Raw genomic sequence first — 17,531 nt, 5'->3', positions numbered from 1 at the left:
AAAAAGCAATTTTTGGGCCAAGTTTCGTTGCCTGCGCAAAATTTATGAAATTTGTGGCGACGAAGAAGCTGTAAGGGGAGTTTCGCGTCCGCCATGGCATTATCTGCCAGCCTTTTGCTGCGTCAAAACCAGTCTCTCGTGATGACACCGCAACTGATGCAGTCCATCCAGCTGCTTCAGATGACGCATTTCGAACTGACGCAGTTCATCGCGCAGGAGGTGGAGCGCAATCCTTTGCTTGAAATTGCGGCAAACGACGGGGATTTGAGCAGCGATAGCCCTGTTGATGCGGAGAATTTCGGCGATGCCGACAGCGAAGGGTCCGACAAGTCCGCGCCGGTAACGGCCGACAGCGACGACTGGTACGGCGATCGCGCGGCAAATCTCGGCGAACAGCTCGACACCAGCTTCGAAAATGTCTTTCCCGACGATACCGAACCCAGAAAGCCCGACGCACCCGAACTGGCGGGGCAGTGGAAATCCATGCCCGGGCAGGAGTCAGGCGAGAGTTACGATCTCGACGACTTCGTTGCCGCGAAACAGACCCTCAGCGACCATCTCAATCAGCAATTGCCTCTCGCCATATCCTCTGTGGAAGACAGGATGATCGCCGAAGCGCTGATCGGCCAGCTCGACGAGACCGGATATATCGCCGTAGATGCTGTCGAAGACGTCGCTGAACGGCTGGGGGCGGCGCCTTCGGCAGTGGAGCGCATTCTGGAGACGCTTCAGAGCTTTGATCCTCCCGGCGTGTTTTCCCGCTCGCTGAGCGAATGTCTGGCGATCCAGCTTGCCCAGAAGGACAGGCTTGATCCGGCAATGCGGGCTTTTATCGACAATCTGGAGCTTCTGGCGAAACGGGATTTCGCTTCTCTAAAAAAACTCTGCGGCGTGGATGAGGAAGACCTTCTCGACATGCTGGCGGAAATCCGCACGCTCAATCCGCGTCCGGGCGCTGGTTACGATTCTGACCGTTTCCGAGACAATCGTTCCTGATATCATCATTCGCCCCTCCTCTGCCGGCGGCTGGCTTGTGGAAATCAACCCCGAGACCCTGCCGCGCGTGCTCATCAACCAGACCTATTTCGCAGAGGTTTCAAGGCACAAGTCGCGCGAGGGAGAGGATCAGGATTTCCTTTCCGAATGCATGCAGACGGCCCATTGGCTGACCCGCAGCCTCGACCAGCGCGCCAGAACGATCATGAAGGTGGCGACCGAAATCGTGCGCCAGCAGGACGCCTTTCTCGTCAATGGCGTGGACCACCTGCGCCCGCTGAACCTCAAGACGGTGGCCGACGCCATCAAGATGCACGAATCCACCGTCAGCCGGGTGACGTCGAAAAAATACATGCTGACGCCGCGCGGCCTGTTTGAGCTGAAATATTTCTTCAGTGTTTCCATCAGCTCGGTGGAAGGCGGTGACAGCCATTCGGCAGAAGCCGTGCGTCATCGCATCAAGGCGATGATCGCGCAGGAGGCCGCCGACGCAGTGCTTTCCGATGACGATATCGTCGATAATCTGAAAAAGAGTGGTATCGATCTTGCCCGCCGGACCGTGGCCAAATATCGCGAGGCGATGAACATCCCATCCTCCGTTCAGAGACGGCGCGAGAAGAAGGCCCTGGCCAGACTGTCGGCGTTCTGAGCGGTGGCGCTGGTCACGTTTTCAGGGCTTTCCAGCCGCACCATTGACTCTTGCTACGGCAAGGGCTAGAAGCCCGCCGCACACGTAAGCAAGGTCATTTGTAACGGATTCATCTCCACCGTCCATGGGCGTAAAATTCGAATGGGGGCTTTTAAAGGCCTTCGAAACGCTTGGATGCGCGCGCGGCTTGACGTAAGCTGGTACTCGCAAATCACTACAAAAAGGAAATTTTCCATGAGTGTGCGTGTATCTGGTAAACATATGGAGATCGGCGAATCTTTCCGGCAGCGGATTGAGGACAATATAGGTCTGGCAGTTACCAAATACTTCGATGGGGGGTATTCAGGCCAAGTGACCGTAGAGAAGTCCGGATCGCGTTTTGCAGCCGATTGCAAACTGCATCTCGATACGGGCGTTGTATTGCATGCGGCGGGTCAGGCAAATGATCCGCAAGCGAGTTTCGATGCCGCCGCCGAGCGTATCGAGAAGCGCCTGCGTCGCTACAAACGGAAGCTGAAGGACCATCACCACAATGGTTCCGCGGCGAACGGCGCGATGTCGGAAATCGCCTATACGGTAATGGATGCTGTCCCCGATGAGGACCACGAGGTTCCGGAAGACTACGCACCCACGATCGTTGCGGAAAGTTCGAAACAGATAAAGACGATGTCCGTCGCCAGCGCCGTGATGGCGCTCGACATGACGGACGAACCGGTTCTGCTGTTCCGCAGCCCCGGCAAGGAATATCTCAACATCGTCTACCGACGACATGACGGCAATATTGGCTGGATCGACGCGGAAACGATCAAGAGCTGAACAGTCTGACAAGACATGGGAGGCAGAGCGCGAAAGCGTATCTGCCTCCTGCATCGTCTCGATGGCATGAAGGAAAAAGAGAATGGCGTTGGCAGATTTGCTGCAACAAGATGCGATTATTCCCGCCCTCAAGGTGAATTCCAAAAAGCAATTGCTTCAGGAGCTGGCCGCAAAGGCAGCCAGAATTACCGGAGTCTCGGAACGGGAAGTTTTCGACGTCATCCTCCAGCGTGAGAAACTCGGCTCCACCGGTGTGGGGCACGGCATTGCCATTCCGCATGGCAAGCTGAGCAGCATCCATCAGATCACCGGCGTCTTCGCACGTCTTGAAACACCTGTTGATTTCGAGGCGCTGGATGACCAGCCGGTCGATCTGGTTTTCCTGCTGCTTGCACCCGAAGGCGCCGGCGCGGATCATCTGAAGGCGCTGTCGAGAATTGCCCGAGCTTTGCGCGACCCCGAGCTGGTGGCCAAGCTGCGTGCCACCGATTCCGACACGGCAATTTACGCCTTCCTCAATCAGGAGCAGGCGACCGCTGCCTGATCAAAGGCTGCCGACGGTCCTTTCCATGGACAAAAAACGCGCCCTTGAGGCGCGTTTTTTATTGGAGCATTTCAAACAAAAGCGCGTCCCGGTTTTTATATCCGGACGCGCTTTAGATGAGGGAATGCCTCACGCATCCTTCTCGTTGACGGAGGCGGTGCCCGGCTCGGGCGCTGCGGCGGTCTCCACCTTCGGGCCACCCTTTGAGACGCCAACCATGGCGGGGCGCAGCACCCGGTCACCGATGGTGAAACCGGCCTGAACCACCTGCAGTACCGTGTTGTTCGGAACTGCTGTGTTCGGAATTTCGAACATCGCCTGGTGGAAATTCGGATCGAATTTCTGGCCTTCCGCATCGATCTTTTTGACGCCATGTCGCTCCAGCGTCGAGAGCATCGAGCGCTCCGTCATCTCGACACCTTCGATCAGGCCGTTGAGACCGGCTTCGCCATTGGTCTTGAGTTCGTCAGGAATGGCTTCAAGAGCGCGGCGAAGATTGTCGGAAACGGCAAGCATGTCGCGCGCGAAAGCGGCGAGAGAATAGGCCTTCGCATCCTTGACTTCGCGCTCGGTGCGGCGACGAAGATTGTCCATTTCTGCTGCAAGACGCAGGAACTTGTCGCGCAGATCGGCATTTTCGGCCCTGAGCAGTTCGATCGGATCGGGCTCGGCAGCTTCCGCCGTCTCTTCCCCTGTAAATGCGGGTTCGACAAACTCTTCGGCGACGTCCGCGTCAGGTCCGGGCTTTTTCGTATCGTCGGTCATGACGTTCTCCAGATTTGAATATTGTTGGTTGCGCCCGATATCGAGGTTTGAAGGGCAAAAATCAAGGCTTGCGGCGAAAAGCTTGCCGCATTCTCTAACCTTGCGGGCTTGTCCTATCTCTGCTTTCGGGAAAGGCGGGCCATAATTTGTGCGGTGTAGTCCACCATAGGCACGATACGGGCGTAATTTAGCCTCGTGGGACCGATGACGCCGACGGCACCCACAACGCGATTTTCCTCATCCCGATAAGGTGCCACGATCAGTGACGAGCCTGACAGCGAGAAGAGCTTGTTTTCCGAGCCGATGAAAATCCTGACGCCTGAGCCACTTTCCGCAAGGTTGAGTATCTCGATGAGATTTTCCTTACGTTCCAGATCGTCGAACAGCAGGCGCACACGATCGATATCTTCCTCACCGGCCAGACCTTCCAGCAGGTTGGAGCGTCCGCGGACGATGAGGCGGCCGAGCTTGCCCTCTTCATTGTCGCCCGCCCATATGGCGAGACCACGTTCAATGAGGTCCTGCGCGAGCGTGCCGAGTTCCGACTGCAATTCGGCACGCTGCGTCTGAAACTGGCCCCGCAGTTCTTGCAGCGTCTGCCCGGAAAGATGGGCATTGATGAAATTTGCCGCCTCTGTCAATTGCGATGACGAAATGCCGACCGGCAATTCGATGATACGGTTTTCGACCTGATTGTGGTCCCCTACCAGCACGGCAAGCGCCTTGGTGGGCTCCAGCCGGATGAATTCAACATGCTTGAGAATGACGTCGCTCTTGGCCGTCAGCACCAGGCCGGCACCGCGCGACATGCCTGAAAGCATGCGGCTTGCCTCCGTCAGCAACCCTTCCAGCGATTGCTCGTGGCCGGCGACCGGACCGATCTGGCGGTCGATACTGGCTCTCTCATCGGCGGGCAGATCGCCCACCTGCATGAATGCGTCCACGAAGAAGCGCAGCCCCGTCTGGGTGGGCAGGCGACCGGCGCTGATATGCGGCGAATAGATGAGACCCAGTTCCTCGAGGTCGCTCATGACGTTGCGAACGGAGGCCGGTGAAAGCGACATCGGCAACAGCCGCGACAGGCTGCGCGACCCCAAGGGTTCGCCGGTGTCGAGATAGCCTTCGACGATGCGCCGGAAAATCTCCCGCGACCGTTCATCCAGCAACGATGCCTGATCTTTTGAAAGCGGTGCGGAAAAGCCCATATCATCCGTTCTTTATCGTCAAAACTCTGTCCGTACCAATATAATGCGTTGCACCGCTGCGGCAAAATGGAAATTGGCTTTGCAAAACCCCGGGGGGCGCCTTAGAAGGCAGGAACCAACATGGAGAGTGGATCATATGCGGCCTTCAGGCAGAAAAACCGATCAGATGCGCAAGGTTTCCTTCGAGCGCAATTTCTCGAAACATGCCGAAGGTTCCTGTCTGGTCAAATTCGGTGATACGCATGTGCTCGTCACCGCAAGCCTTGAGGAAAAGACGCCGCCGTGGCTGCGCAACAGCGGCAAGGGCTGGGTCACCGCCGAATACGGCATGCTGCCGCGTTCCACCCATGAGCGGATGAAGCGCGAGGCCTCGGCCGGCAAGCAGGGCGGACGCACGCAGGAAATCCAGCGCCTCATCGGCCGCTCGCTGCGTGCAGTGGTCGACCTGCAGGCGCTTGGCGAGCGCCAGATCAGCATCGACTGCGACGTCATTCAGGCCGATGGCGGCACGCGCACGGCTTCCATCACCGGCGCATGGATCGCCCTGCATGATTGCCTGAAGTGGATGGAAACTCGCAACATGATCAAGGTCGAGAAGGTCCTGAAAGACCATATCGCCGCGATCTCCTGCGGCATCTTTGCAAAACAGCCGGTCATCGATCTCGATTATCTCGAGGATTCCTCCGCCGAGACCGATGCGAATTTCGTCATCACCGGCTCCGGCGGCATCGTCGAAGTGCAGGGAACCGCGGAAGGTGCCCCCTTCTCCGAAGAGGAATTCCTGACGCTGCTCGGTCTTGCAAAGGCCGGATGCAGCGAACTGGTCGCCCTTCAGAAGCAGGCAATCGCCTGAGCCGACAGGAAAACGTCATGCGCAAGCTCGATACCAGAACGATCGTTGTCGCCAGCCACAACAAGGGCAAGATCGCCGAAATCGCCGACCTGATCGGGCCTTTCGGCTTTTCAGCCAAATCGGCTGCGGAGCTGAACTTCGTGGAGCCGGACGAGACAGGCACCACCTTTGAGGAAAATGCTGCCATCAAGGCGCTTGCGTCTGCGAAGGCGTCCGGCCTGCCGGCTCTTTCTGACGATTCCGGTCTGGTGATCGATGCGCTGGATGGCGCGCCGGGCGTTTATACCGCCAATTGGGCTGAAACGGCTGACGGTACGCGCGACTTCGCCATGGCCATGCAGAAGGTCGAGGATGCGCTTGCCGAACGCGGTGCAACGAAGCCGGAAGACCGCACGGGCCGATTCGTCAGCGTGCTGTGCCTTGCCTGGCCGGACGGGCATGTCGAATATTTTCGCGGCGAGGTGGAAGGCACGGTGGCGTGGCCCCCGCGCGGAACGAGCGGTTTCGGCTATGACCCGATCTTCAAACCAGAAGGTTACGACACCACATTCGGTGAAATGACCGCAGACGAAAAACACGGCTGGAAGCACGGCGATGCGTTTGCGCTCTCCCACCGTGCCCGCGCGTTCAAAAAATTCGTCGAAACCTGTCTGGAGGCATGAACCCGATGACCGGGGAGCACCAACTTTCTGCCCCCGGCGCGTCGCTTCTGCCGGATACGGGCGATCCCGGTTTCGGGATCTATCTGCACTGGCCCTTCTGTGCGGCCAAATGCCCCTATTGCGATTTCAACAGCCATGTCCGCCACCGCCCGGTGGATCAGGAACGGTTCACTGCGGCGTTCCTCAGCGAAATGGCAAAGATGCGGGCGCTCAGCGGTCCGCGTGTCGTTACCAGCATTTTCATGGGCGGCGGTACACCTTCGCTGATGGACCCGCAGACCGTAGGCGCGCTTCTTGATGGCGTTTCGCGCTTCTGGCATGTGCCTGATGGTATCGAGATCACCATGGAGGCCAATCCTTCAAGCGTCGAGGCGGAGCGGTTTCGCGGTTACCGGGCAGCCGGCGTCAACCGCGTCTCGCTCGGCGTCCAGGCGCTGAACGACCGGGACCTGAAGTTCCTTGGCCGGCTGCATGATGTTGCCGATGCGCTTAAAGCCATCCGTCTGGCGCGGGAAATTTTTCCGCGCATGTCCTTCGATCTGATTTACGCCCGCCCGAACCAGACGGTGGCCGAATGGGACGCTGAGCTGAAGGAAGCCGTCTCCTACGCCGTCGACCATCTGTCGCTCTATCAGCTCACTATCGAGGAAGGCACGCCGTTCTACGGGCTGCACAAGGCTGGCAAGCTGATCGTACCGGATGGCGAGCATTCGGCGGTGCTTTATGAAGCGACGCAGGAAATCACCGAGCGTTACGGCATGCCGGCGTACGAGGTTTCCAATCACGCCCGCCCCGGTGCGGAAAGCCGCCATAACCTGACCTATTGGCGTTATGGCGATTATGCCGGTATTGGACCCGGTGCGCATGGACGCCTGACCAATGGCGCCTCCAAGCTCGCCACCGTCACCGAGCGCCATCCCGAAACCTGGCTCGAGACCGTAGAGCGTGAAGGCCACGGCATGGTCGATCAGGAGCTTCTCGGCGTCGACGAACAGGCAGACGAATTGCTGCTGATGGGCCTTCGCCTGCGCGAAGGCATTGATCTTGCTCGCTGGAGCGATCTCTCCGGCCGCGAACTCGACCCGGAGAAAGAGGAATTCCTCCTGCAACACGGCTTCGTGGAACGGATCGGCAATTCCCGCCTGCGCTGCACCCCTTCCGGCATGCTTATTCTGGATGCCGTGGTCGCCGATCTCGCCTGCTGACCGGCAGCCTGCCTGGTCCTGAGCCAATCAACAACCGAGAAACCAATAAAAAAGCGGCCCGAAGGCCGCTTTTTTCATGCGTTGTTTTCGTTGATAAGGCGCTTCAGCAGCTCAACCTCGTGGCCGAGCTTGGTGTCGCCGGAAATCAGATCCTCGATCTTGCGCACCGCGTGAAGAACCGTGGTGTGGTCGCGACCGCCGAAACGGCGACCGATCTCGGGAAATGAGCGCGGTGTCAGCATCTTGGCCAGATACATGGCGATCTGGCGCGGCTTGACGATGACGCGGGTGCGACGGTTGGAAACCAGCTCCTGCCGCGACACATTATAATGTCTGGCGACAATGCGCTGAATATCCTCGATACGGACGCGCTTGGCCTCCCCACTGCCGACGAGGTGCGACAGCAGCTCATCGACACGGTCAACCGAGAGGTTCGGCTCGAAAGAGCGCCGGAACATCAGCTGGTTGAAGGCGCCTTCAAGCTCGCGTCCGCTCGCCGTCACGCTTTTGGCCACGTGGGTCAGGATTTCGTCCGAAATCTCGAAAGACGGATCGTCCTGACGCGCCGAGCCCATGCGACGGTTGAGCATTTCGTAGCGCATGTCGTAATCGGGACCTTCGATCTCGATGGCCATGCCACCCTGAAGGCGCGAACGGACACGCGGATCAAGCGATTCCAGCTCCCACGGCGCGCGGTCAGCGGCCACGACTACCTGCTTGGCGCTGTCGAGCAGCATGTTCAACAGGTGGCAGAATTCGTGCTGGATCATCTTGCCCTGCAGGAACTGCATGTCGTCGATGACGAGAAGGTCGATATTGCGCAGGGTGTCCTTCAGCGTCAGCGCATCATTGTCGCGGATCGCGGTCGCAAAACGCCACATGAAATATTCGGCCGTCAGATAGACCACACGCGGGTTGCGCGGGCTGTCGATGGCGGCATTGGCAATCGCCTGCAGAAGGTGTGTCTTGCCAAGCCCGACACCCGCATGAATGAACAGCGGATTGAAGCGCACAGCACCGGCACCCGCTTCAGCGATCGTCTTTGCCGCCGCAAGCGCGACGCGGTTGGACGAGCCCTCGACAAAAGTGTCAAAGGTGAAACGCGTATCGAGCGGCGAACCGAACAGCGGCCCGGAGCTACCCTGCCGCAGCGTCGCCTGCGCCGCCGCAGGCTGTGCAGAAGGTGCTGTCGCGGGCTGCGACGGAATGAAGGACTTGTTGCGCGCAACAGCGCCCATGTCCTGAACGGGCTGCACCCGTTCCTCGACCTGCGCGGGGCGGGCCGGGCGGCTGGCGGAGCGGACAAGAATTTCCACCTTCAGCACGTCCGGATCCTCGCTTTGGACGAGACTGGTGATCAGATCCATATAACGGTTGTTGATCCAGGACTTCAGAAAGGTCGTCGGAACGGTAAAACGGACGACGCTTTTCGAAACGGTGTGGAGTTTGAGCCGTGCAAACCAGCTTGCATAGACCTCGGGACCAACCTGTGCCTTCAGCCGCGCGCTAAAACGTTCAAACAGCGCATCGTGCTTCATTGCCGATTTATCCCCTGCCGCTTCTGAGCAAGCTGCATCACGAGCCTGTGGTGCGCGGTCCCCATCGGCCACCGCACCCATCGCCAAATTCAATTGCATATTGCCGCCTTTCAAATTGCCAATCATAGCCTGACGATCAAAAAAACGATCGCCAGAGATCCCCCTCGTATTATTTCCCGCCTCCAGCACTCCCCTCGAAAGAGCGTCAAAGACTACTACTTGTTTGCGAGCCGGTTATCCCATTTCCCTCCCCTTCATGGAGAGGCCTGCGACACGCTAAAAACGCTCCTTTCGCTACAACTGTAAGGCGCATTCTTAAGGACAAAAAGCTCCAGCCCGTTCCGAGACCGAAACGGCACAAAAAGCTCAATGACCTGAGAAAACGGACCTCGAAAGGCCCGCCAGCAAGAAGGTGAATATCGTCGATACGATCATCGAGATAATCTGTGGACTGAGATCCGCACCCCTTGTTGAAATGCATTTAGGCAGGATCGTGGGGAGAGATCAATGGCGTTTTTTCTGCAAAAACTCAGATCGACCATTGACTCGCAATGGTCGTTTTGCATCACCGGCAAGGTCCGAAGCAGAATCGCTTATGAATCAATGAGATTCAATTTTGGCATTTTTCGATAGCCCGTTTTGGCAAAAAAATAAAAATCTTCTTGACTCAAAACTGGCTGCGACTTCCGTAGAGAAAGCTTCCCATTTTTCGGGAGACCTCCGGCAATCCATTGTTTTTATTCAGTTTTTCTTGTCGCTCATCTGACACGCGTTTGTCACGTTACGGCAGGAATGATTAACGTAGGGTTAGAATCACAAAAAGCCCGGTCAAAAGACCAGGCTTTTTGAATAGTTAATTGTGATTAGCCGGATTAGGCGGAAAGAGCCTTAACGCGCTGGGCAAGACGCGACACCTTACGGGATGCCGTGTTGCCATGCAGAACGCCACGCGTCGCTGCGCGCTGGATCTCAGGCTGAGCTGCCTTCAGAGCTTCGGTGGCTACTGCCAGATCGCCCGAAGCGATCGCTTCCTCGACCTTGCGGATGAAGCCGCGAACGCGCGAACGGCGAGCCTTGTTGACTGCGGTACGGCGAGCGATCTTGCGGGTCGCCTTTTTCGCCGAAGTTGTATTGGCCATGTATGCCTCTCTTCGAATTCAAACCAAATTCCGCAACCAGAGGATCGGGTCGTTCGAAGACCTCACTTAACCCAAGAATGCGGGAGTAATTTCGGACAAGCCGGATGGCTTTCCTTAACCGTGGGCGGGCATATACCGCTAAAGCGTACGCCCGTCAACGCGCAAATGGCGGAAAACGCCGATATTCCGAATCCTTAGCGATTCCGGAAAGCGGGTTTGCGCTTTTCAACGAAGGCCGCCATGCCCTCCTTCTGATCCGCTGTTGCAAAGAGCGACTGAAAGGATCGCCTTTCATATCTCAGCCCTTCCGAAAGAGGAACCTCGAAGGAGCGATTGACGCTTTCCTTGGCCATGAGAACGGAAGCGCGGGACAGCGAGGCGATGCGCGTGGCGGCATCCACCGCCTCATCCATGAGATTCGCCGCGGGGACGATCCGCGAAACGAGGCCGGCGCGCTCTGCCTCGGCTGCATCCATCATGCGGCCGGTCAGAACCAGATCCATGGCCTTCGCCTTGCCCACCGCCCGCGTCAGCCGTTGTGAGCCGCCCATGCCGGGAATGACGCCAAGCGTGATTTCCGGCTGGCCGAATTTCGCCGTGTCCGAAGCGATGATGAAATCGCACATCATTGCCAGTTCACACCCGCCACCCAGCGCAAAGCCGGAGACTGCGGCAATAACCGGCTTGCGGGTCGATGCGACCTCGTCCCAGCCGCCGAGAAAGTCGCCGACATAGGCATCGACAAAATCCAGCCCCTGCATTTCCTTGATGTCCGCGCCAGCGGCAAACGCCTTTTCCGACCCCGTTATAATGATCGCACCGATGGAGTCGTCGGCAGAGAACGAGGAGAGAATGTGCCGCAGCTCCTTCAGAAGCACCGAATTGAGGGCGTTGAGCGCCTTGGGCCGGTTTAGCGTGATGACGCCCACCTCGTCGCGCTTCTCGACCAGTATCGTTTCATAATCCACGGCAGTCTCCCTCGCCATTATTCCGCCTCAGCTACTTCTGGCAGGCCGCGCAATAAAAGGTCGAACGACCGGCCTGCACTATCCTTTCAACCGTACCCCCGCAGCCGGGTGTACGGCAAGGCTGGCCTTCCTGATCGTAGACTGAAAAGGAATGCTGGAAATAACCGAGCGTTCCGTCCGTCTGTATATGGTCGCGCAGGGAAGAGCCACCGGCGGCGATTGCGTCCGCGATCACGTCCCGGATCTTCTCCGTGAGATTGATGAGCTGCGGCTTCGGCTCTCCGGTTTTGGTCACCAGCGTTCCCGCCGCCCGCAAAGGCGAGAGATGGGCACGCCACAGCGCCTCACAGACGTAGATATTGCCGAGGCCCGCAATGACCTTCTGGTCCAGCAGCGTGCTTTTTAACGGCTGGCTTTTACCCTGGAACCGGCTCGCGAGATAATCCGCGCTCAGCGCGTTGCCGGTCGGTTCCGGTCCCAGCCCCGCAAAAGCGGGGTAGAGGTCGAGCTTGTTGCGCTCCACCAGATGCATGAAGCCGAAGCGGCGCGGGTCATTATAGATGACGCAGATGCGCTCTTCGCCCTTATCCAGATGAAAGACGACATGATCGTGCTTGCCGTCCTTCGAGCGGGCATAATGAAACGCGCCGGGCGCGTTCCTATTTCCTGCCTCATCCGCCGCCGCCTCGATACGGAACGAGCCGGACATTCCAAGATGGGCAACGATCGTCAGCCCGTCTTCCAGCTCTATCAAGAGATACTTCGCCCTGCGCCCGAGCGATATGATCGTCCTGCCCTCGATCAGGCCCGCGAAGTCCTCCGGGAACGGAAAGCGCAGATCGGGACGGCCAAGATGGAGCTTGCGGATTCTTGCCCCTTCCATGGTGGGCGCGAGGCCGCGTCTAACGGTTTCGACTTCTGGCAATTCTGGCATCTGGCTTATCCGGCAGTTTATCGTTAGGACCATGTGGTCTATACAATGCACGCGAAATGTCGCGCCCAGGCGATGCGGCAACAGATAGCGTCGCCATGGCGTTTCCGCTATGGTCCGCCACGCAATTAATATGGAGACAGACGATGACCGACGCCCGTACCACTGCCCAAGGCGGCATGGAAACGTCCTATGGCTTCCACAAAGTGGACGAAGGCAAAAAGCAGGGGCTGGTCAACGATGTCTTCCACAAGGTGGCCAAGCGCTACGACATTATGAACGACGTGATGTCGGCCGGCCTGCACCGGCTGTGGAAGGACGCCATGGTGTCCTCGCTTTCACCGCGCAAGGACGCCTCTTATAAGGTGCTTGACGTAGCTGGTGGCACCGGCGATATCGCTTTCCGCATCGTGGAAGCCTCCAACCGTCTGGCGCATGCCACCGTTCTCGATATCAACGGCTCGATGCTTGCCGTTGGCGAGGAGCGCGCGGCAAAACGAAAGCTCTCCGACAATCTGACCTTCGTTGAAGCCAATGCCGAGGAGCTGCCCTTCGAGGCGAATACCTTCGACGCCTATACGGTCGCCTTCGGCATTCGCAACGTACCGCGCATCGACGTTGCGCTGAAAGAAGCCTACCGCGTACTGAAACGTGGCGGGCGACTGCTGGTGCTGGAATTTTCCGAGGTGGAAATGCCGCTACTCGACCGCGTCTATGATGCATGGTCGTTCAACGCCATTCCGCAATTCGGCAAGATGATCACCGGGGATGCCGAGCCCTATCAATATCTGGTCGAGTCTATCCGCAAATTCCCCAATCAGGAGGATTTCGCGACGATGATCCGCTCCGCCGGCTTTTCGCGCGTGACCTACACAAATTACACCGGCGGTATCGCCGCCCTGCATTCCGGCTGGAAGCTTTAAGACCATGTCCGGCAAAAGCAGGAGACAAGCATAAGCATGAGCACTTTGGGCGCATATTTCCGCCTCGCAAGGGTTGGCTGGGTTCTCGTGCGCGAAGGCGTCGTGCTGGCCTTGCCATCCGATGACCTTCCTGCCTCCGCGCAAGTGATGAAGGCGTTGCTGAAGCCATTCGCCCGCAGCAAGGCCAAGCGGGCGCAGCGTAGCGACCGGCTAGCGGTAGCTGTCGAGCGGCTTGGCCCGTCCTATGTGAAGATGGGACAGTTTCTGGCCACAAGGCCGGATGTGGTCGGCGCCGACTTCGCCGACGATCTTGCGAGCCTGCAGGACCGCATGGCATTTTTCCCCGCAGCCGCGGCCAAGGCTAATATTGAAGGTTCGCTCGGGCGGTCTGTTTCGGAACTCTACAGGGAATTTGGCGATCCGATCGCCGCCGCTTCCATCGCCCAGGTTCACCCGGCGATAGTGGATACGCCGAAAGGGCCGCGCAAGGTCGCCGTCAAGGTCATTCGCCCCGGCGTTCGCCAGCGCTTCCAGAACGATCTGGAGGCGATGTATCTGATCGCCGACCTGCAACAGCGTTTCGTCCGCTCTGCCCGCCGCCTGCGGCCGGTGGAAGTCACTCGCACGCTGGAACAGACAACCAAGATCGAGATGGATCTGCGGCTTGAGGCCGCCGCCCTTTCCGAACTTGCCGAAAATACCAAAGAAGACCCCGGATTCCGCGTTCCGGAGGTAGATTGGGAACGCACCGGCCGCGATGTCGTCACCATGGAATGGATCGACGGCGTCAAGATGTCGGATATTGAGGGGCTGAAGGCTGCCGGCCACGATCTGAACAAGCTGGCTGATACCCTCATCCAGTCCTTCCTGCGGCACACGTTGCGCGACGGCTTTTTCCATGCCGACATGCACCCCGGCAATCTCTTCGTCGATCCGCAGGGCATGATCGTAGCCGTGGATATGGGCATTGCCGGGCGGCTGGGAAAAAAGAACGCAGGTTCCTTGCCGAAATCCTCTACGGCTTCATCACCCGCGATTACATGCGCGTCGCGGAGGTGCATTTCGAGGCCGGTTATGTGCCGGGCCATCACGATAAAGCCAGCTTTGCGCAGGCGATCCGCGCCATCGGCGAACCGATCCACGGCCAGCCGGCCGAGACGATCTCCATGGGCAAGTTGCTGACGCTGCTGTTCGAAGTTACCGAGCTCTTCGACATGGAAACGCGCCCGGAACTGGTGATGCTGCAAAAGACCATGGTGGTGGTGGAAGGCGTATCCCGCATGCTCAATCCGCGTTTCAACATGTGGAAAGCGGCCGATCCGGTCGTCAGCGGCTGGATAAGGGACAATCTTGGCCCGAAACGCATTGTCACCGATCTGAAGGACGGCGTGAAGGCGGCTCTCAAGCTTGCGGAAGCGGCACCCGAGATCGCTGCCAAGACGGAGAAGCTGCATTCCGACCTGGTGTATATGAGCGAGAACGGCCTGCGTTTCGACGCCCAGACCGCGGAAGCGATCGGCAAGGCGGAAGCGCGCCACACCAGATGGGGCCGGGCGGCGCTCTGGGTGATTGCGCTGACGCTTCTCTATATCGCGATCAGGATCAGCTAAACGATATTCAAACTCGGCGCTCACGCCGGTGCGGCACACTTTCGAACCGAAAATCGCCGGTCTTCCAGTTTGATAGATGCGTACCATGCTGCTGCAACATATCGAGGATAATGACCTGATCTTGATTGAAAGTTAAATGATTGCCGGACGGGAATTGAGATTGATGGCAAAAAATGAAGCCGTAAAACGGGTCCTTACCTATTGCTCGTGGCCCATGGTGTTTTTTCTCGGTCTTACCGGGGCTTATTTCGCTTTTTCGAGTGAGCATCCAATCACCACATTCCTCGCCGTCTACGCGGGCGCGGTGGCCAGCCTGTTTCTTCTTGAGCGTTACATTCCCTATGAGACGGAATGGCTTCAGTCTGATGGTGAAACCGTCAACAATATCGCCCACACGCTATTGACCAAAGGGCTTGTTCAGCTTGCTGCCATGGCAGCGGTGCTCTTTCCAATGCTGACCGCCATTTTTCTGCAACCTTTGGCGGCCATGAAATTCGACCTGTGGCCTTCTCAGTTGCCGATGGTTGTTCAGGTCACGCTCGCCCTGATGATCGCTGAATTCGGTCTCTACTGGGCGCACCGTATCGCCCATGAAACGGTGTTCTTCTGGCGTTTTCACGCGCTTCATCACAGCGTTGTCCGCCTTTGGGTCGTGAATACGGGCCGTTTTCATGTGGCCGACTCGCTGTTCAAGATCGCGCTCAGCCAGATTCCGCTTTATCTCATGGGCGCGCCGTTGCAGGTGTTTTGGTGGCTCGCGGCTGTGACCGCCTTCATCGGCATTCTGACCCATTGCAATGTGGATATGAAAACCGGGCCTCTGGACTACGTGTTCAGCACGCCCCGGCTGCACCGTTGGCACCACTCCAAAGAGCTGCCTGAGGGAAATACCAATTATGGCGAGAACCTTGTCATTTTCGACCAGTTGTTCGGCAGCTATTTCAATCCCGATCGCCCTTCCTCGACCAACATCGGCATCAAGGGAGAAATTGCAAAGGGCTTTCTGCCACAGCTTTTTCAGCCTTTTACCAAGGAAGGGGTTCGCCAGATCATCGGGCGAAACACGAAAGAAAATTGAAGGGATTGGCGACAATGCCGCCTTCAGGCCGGGAGAATTCCCAGTTCGACCCGCAGCTTCTTCGTCAGCCCTGCAGCAACGAGTTCATAGGAGCGGCGGACATAGTGTTCCAGCTCCTCTTGCTCCAGCGGTGAATGATCGGAGATCGATATCCATTTGCGCTTGGCGAAATAAGGTGCCTGATGGATGCCTTCCAGCGAGGTAAGGATTTCGAAGCTTTCCTCCGAACATTTCACCACAAGCCGCCAGTCGTCACGTTCACCCAAAACGGAAAAGACCTTGTCTCCGACCTTGGCAACGTGGGAGTCCCATTGATCGACGAAACGGACGCCCGGCCATTCTCCGAGCACCCTGTCGAATGTCTTGCGATCGAAAAGGCTCATGCGAGTTTCTCCGCGATAAGGGCCGCCAGACGTTTGGCGACTTCGGCCTTGTCCATATCAGGCCAGGCCTCGATACCCTCATTCGAAATGATCTTCACGCTGTTGCGGTCTCCGCCCATGATGCCGGTTTCCGCCGAAACATCATTGGCAACGATATAATCCGCGCCCTTGCGCTCCAGTTTGGCTCGGCCGTTTTTCTCCACATCCTGCGTCTCGGCGGCGAAACCCACCACCAGCTTCGGGCGCTTTTCGTGGTGGCCGACGGTTTTGAGAATATCGGGGTTTTCCATAAGTTGCAGCGCAGGCGGGGCATCGCCCGGCTGCTTTTTGATCTTCTGCTCCGAAGAACCCGCCACCCGCCAGTCGGCGACAGCGGCAACCATGACGGCGATATCCACCGGCAGCCTTGAAATCACCGCATCGCGCATCTCCTCGGCACGCTCGACATGGACCGTTGCAACGCCCGCCGGATCGGCAATCGTGACGGGACCCGAGACCAGCGTTACCTCCGCACCCAATTCCGCAAGCGCAGCTGCGATGGCATGGCCCTGCTTGCCGGAGGAGCGGTTGGCGATGTAACGCACCGGATCGATCGGCTCATGGGTGGGGCCGGAGGTAACGATCGCCGTTCTGCCTTTTAAAGGCTTCGGCCCGCCATCCAGCAAAGCCTCGACGCCTTGGACGATCTGCAAAGGCTCCGCCATACGACCAAGACCGGCCTCGCCCTTTTCCGCCATTTCGCCTGCCATAGGGCCGATGAAAAACACGCCGTCTTTTTTCAGCGTTTCGACATTGCGCATCGTTGGCTTTGCCGACCACATTTTTGGGTTCATGGCAGGTGCGACCAGCACCTTCCGATCGGTCGCCAGAAGGATCGTGGAGGCAAGATCATCAGCCAAACCATTCGCCATCTTCGCCATCAGATCAGCGGTGGCGGGCGCGACCAGCACGAGGTCGCATTCGCGTGCGAGCCGGATATGCCCGACATCCTGCTCGTCCTGCCTCGAAAAAAAGCTCGGTGAAGACGTGGGTGGCGGACACTGCGCCAACAGCAAGCGGAGTGACGAATTCCTGTGCGCCCTTCGTCATGACTGGCGTCACCTTCGCGCCGCGCTCTTTCAGACGGCGGATGAGGTCGAGGCTCTTATAGGCCGCGATGCCGCCGGAGATGATGAGGAGAATATGTTTGCCTGAAAGCGTCATGATGCCGGACCAGTTTCCCGTTTAACCGGGAAACTAAGCCCTTGGCATTCAAAGTGCAATCCG

The 17,531-nt window shown here is 58.1% G+C and carries 14 protein-coding genes and 3 pseudogenes; 9 read left to right on the top strand and 8 right to left on the bottom strand.

What is annotated here, in order from left to right:
- Nucleotides 1–93 precede the first annotated feature (93 nt).
- From rpoN to ptsN, 3 genes and pseudogenes are all read left to right on the top strand, one after another.
- Nucleotides 94–1,645, top strand: a pseudogene (gene rpoN, locus RBH71_RS14320) (RNA polymerase factor sigma-54).
- 234 nt (nt 1,646–1,879) lie between these two features.
- Nucleotides 1,880–2,461: a ribosome hibernation-promoting factor, HPF/YfiA family gene (gene hpf / locus RBH71_RS14315; RefSeq protein WP_003514759.1), complete on the top strand. Its 582-nt coding sequence runs from the start codon at nt 1,880–1,882 to the stop codon at nt 2,459–2,461.
- 82 nt (nt 2,462–2,543) lie between these two features.
- On the top strand, nt 2,544–3,005 hold the full coding sequence (ptsN, locus tag RBH71_RS14310) for a PTS IIA-like nitrogen regulatory protein PtsN (RefSeq protein WP_003493488.1): 462 nt from the start codon (nt 2,544–2,546) through the stop codon (nt 3,003–3,005).
- Nucleotides 3,006–3,134: 129 nt separating this feature from the next.
- On the opposite strand, the gene grpE is transcribed toward ptsN, so the two are convergent.
- Nucleotides 3,135–3,770 carry a nucleotide exchange factor GrpE gene (gene grpE / locus RBH71_RS14305; RefSeq protein ID WP_003514756.1) on the bottom strand — a complete coding sequence of 212 codons (636 nt, stop codon included), beginning with the start codon at nt 3,768–3,770 and terminating at the stop codon, nt 3,135–3,137.
- A 113-nt stretch (nt 3,771–3,883) separates the two neighbouring features.
- Nucleotides 3,884–4,975 (bottom strand): heat-inducible transcriptional repressor HrcA, encoded by a 1,092-nt coding sequence (gene hrcA, locus RBH71_RS14300; RefSeq protein ID WP_003514754.1) that lies wholly within the window; start codon nt 4,973–4,975, stop codon nt 3,884–3,886.
- 136 nt (nt 4,976–5,111) lie between these two features.
- Between hrcA and rph the strand changes: the two genes are divergently transcribed.
- The 3 genes from rph to hemW are packed head-to-tail and all read left to right on the top strand — an operon-like array spanning nt 5,112 to nt 7,695.
- Nucleotides 5,112–5,828, top strand: coding sequence for a ribonuclease PH (rph, locus tag RBH71_RS14295; RefSeq protein WP_003514752.1), 717 nt, complete (start codon nt 5,112–5,114; stop codon nt 5,826–5,828).
- A 17-nt stretch (nt 5,829–5,845) separates the two neighbouring features.
- A complete protein-coding gene (rdgB, locus tag RBH71_RS14290; protein ID WP_003514751.1) occupies nt 5,846–6,490 on the top strand; it encodes an RdgB/HAM1 family non-canonical purine NTP pyrophosphatase in 645 nt (214 codons plus the stop codon).
- A gap of 5 nt (nt 6,491–6,495) precedes the next feature.
- Entirely contained in the window at nt 6,496–7,695 is a 1,200-nt protein-coding gene (gene hemW, locus RBH71_RS14285; protein ID WP_003514749.1) for a radical SAM family heme chaperone HemW, read from the top strand.
- Between the two features lie 74 nt (nt 7,696–7,769).
- Here the strand turns inward: hemW and dnaA are convergent, their stop codons facing one another.
- The 4 genes from dnaA to mutM form a co-directional block, all read right to left on the bottom strand.
- Entirely contained in the window at nt 7,770–9,233 is a 1,464-nt protein-coding gene (dnaA, locus tag RBH71_RS14280; RefSeq protein ID WP_003514748.1) for a chromosomal replication initiator protein DnaA, read from the bottom strand.
- A gap of 872 nt (nt 9,234–10,105) precedes the next feature.
- Nucleotides 10,106–10,372, bottom strand: coding sequence for a 30S ribosomal protein S20 (rpsT, locus tag RBH71_RS14275; RefSeq protein ID WP_003493474.1), 267 nt, complete (start codon nt 10,370–10,372; stop codon nt 10,106–10,108).
- Between the two features lie 194 nt (nt 10,373–10,566).
- Nucleotides 10,567–11,340 (bottom strand): enoyl-CoA hydratase, encoded by a 774-nt coding sequence (locus RBH71_RS14270; RefSeq protein ID WP_003514743.1) that lies wholly within the window; start codon nt 11,338–11,340, stop codon nt 10,567–10,569.
- Nucleotides 11,341–11,371: 31 nt separating this feature from the next.
- Nucleotides 11,372–12,274, bottom strand: coding sequence for a bifunctional DNA-formamidopyrimidine glycosylase/DNA-(apurinic or apyrimidinic site) lyase (mutM, locus tag RBH71_RS14265; RefSeq protein ID WP_003514741.1), 903 nt, complete (start codon nt 12,272–12,274; stop codon nt 11,372–11,374).
- A 143-nt stretch (nt 12,275–12,417) separates the two neighbouring features.
- Here mutM and ubiE point away from each other — a divergent pair, with 143 nt between their 5' ends.
- The 3 genes and pseudogenes from ubiE to RBH71_RS14250 all read left to right on the top strand — a co-directional run bounded on the left by ubiE (nt 12,418) and on the right by RBH71_RS14250 (nt 15,882).
- On the top strand, nt 12,418–13,194 hold the full coding sequence (gene ubiE / locus RBH71_RS14260; protein WP_003514739.1) for a bifunctional demethylmenaquinone methyltransferase/2-methoxy-6-polyprenyl-1,4-benzoquinol methylase UbiE: 777 nt from the start codon (nt 12,418–12,420) through the stop codon (nt 13,192–13,194).
- A 36-nt stretch (nt 13,195–13,230) separates the two neighbouring features.
- A pseudogene (gene ubiB, locus RBH71_RS14255) lies at nt 13,231–14,804 on the top strand (2-polyprenylphenol 6-hydroxylase).
- A 163-nt stretch (nt 14,805–14,967) separates the two neighbouring features.
- On the top strand, nt 14,968–15,882 hold the full coding sequence (locus RBH71_RS14250; RefSeq protein WP_003514735.1) for a sterol desaturase family protein: 915 nt from the start codon (nt 14,968–14,970) through the stop codon (nt 15,880–15,882).
- A 23-nt stretch (nt 15,883–15,905) separates the two neighbouring features.
- On the opposite strand, the gene RBH71_RS14245 is transcribed toward RBH71_RS14250, so the two are convergent.
- Complete coding sequence (locus RBH71_RS14245; RefSeq protein WP_003514733.1) at nt 15,906–16,265, bottom strand: MmcQ/YjbR family DNA-binding protein; 360 nt, start codon at nt 16,263–16,265, stop codon at nt 15,906–15,908.
- Nucleotides 16,262–17,468: pseudogene (gene coaBC / locus RBH71_RS14240) on the bottom strand (bifunctional phosphopantothenoylcysteine decarboxylase/phosphopantothenate--cysteine ligase CoaBC). Before coaBC ends, RBH71_RS14245 begins: the two are co-directional and overlap by 4 nt.
- Nucleotides 17,469–17,531 lie beyond the last annotated feature (63 nt).

This window comes from Rhizobium sp. AN68 (assembly GCF_030758035.1).
In the GTDB taxonomy this organism is placed as follows: Bacteria; Pseudomonadota; Alphaproteobacteria; order Rhizobiales; family Rhizobiaceae; genus Agrobacterium; species Agrobacterium tumefaciens.
This window is presented reverse-complemented; position numbering and strand designations above follow the sequence as displayed.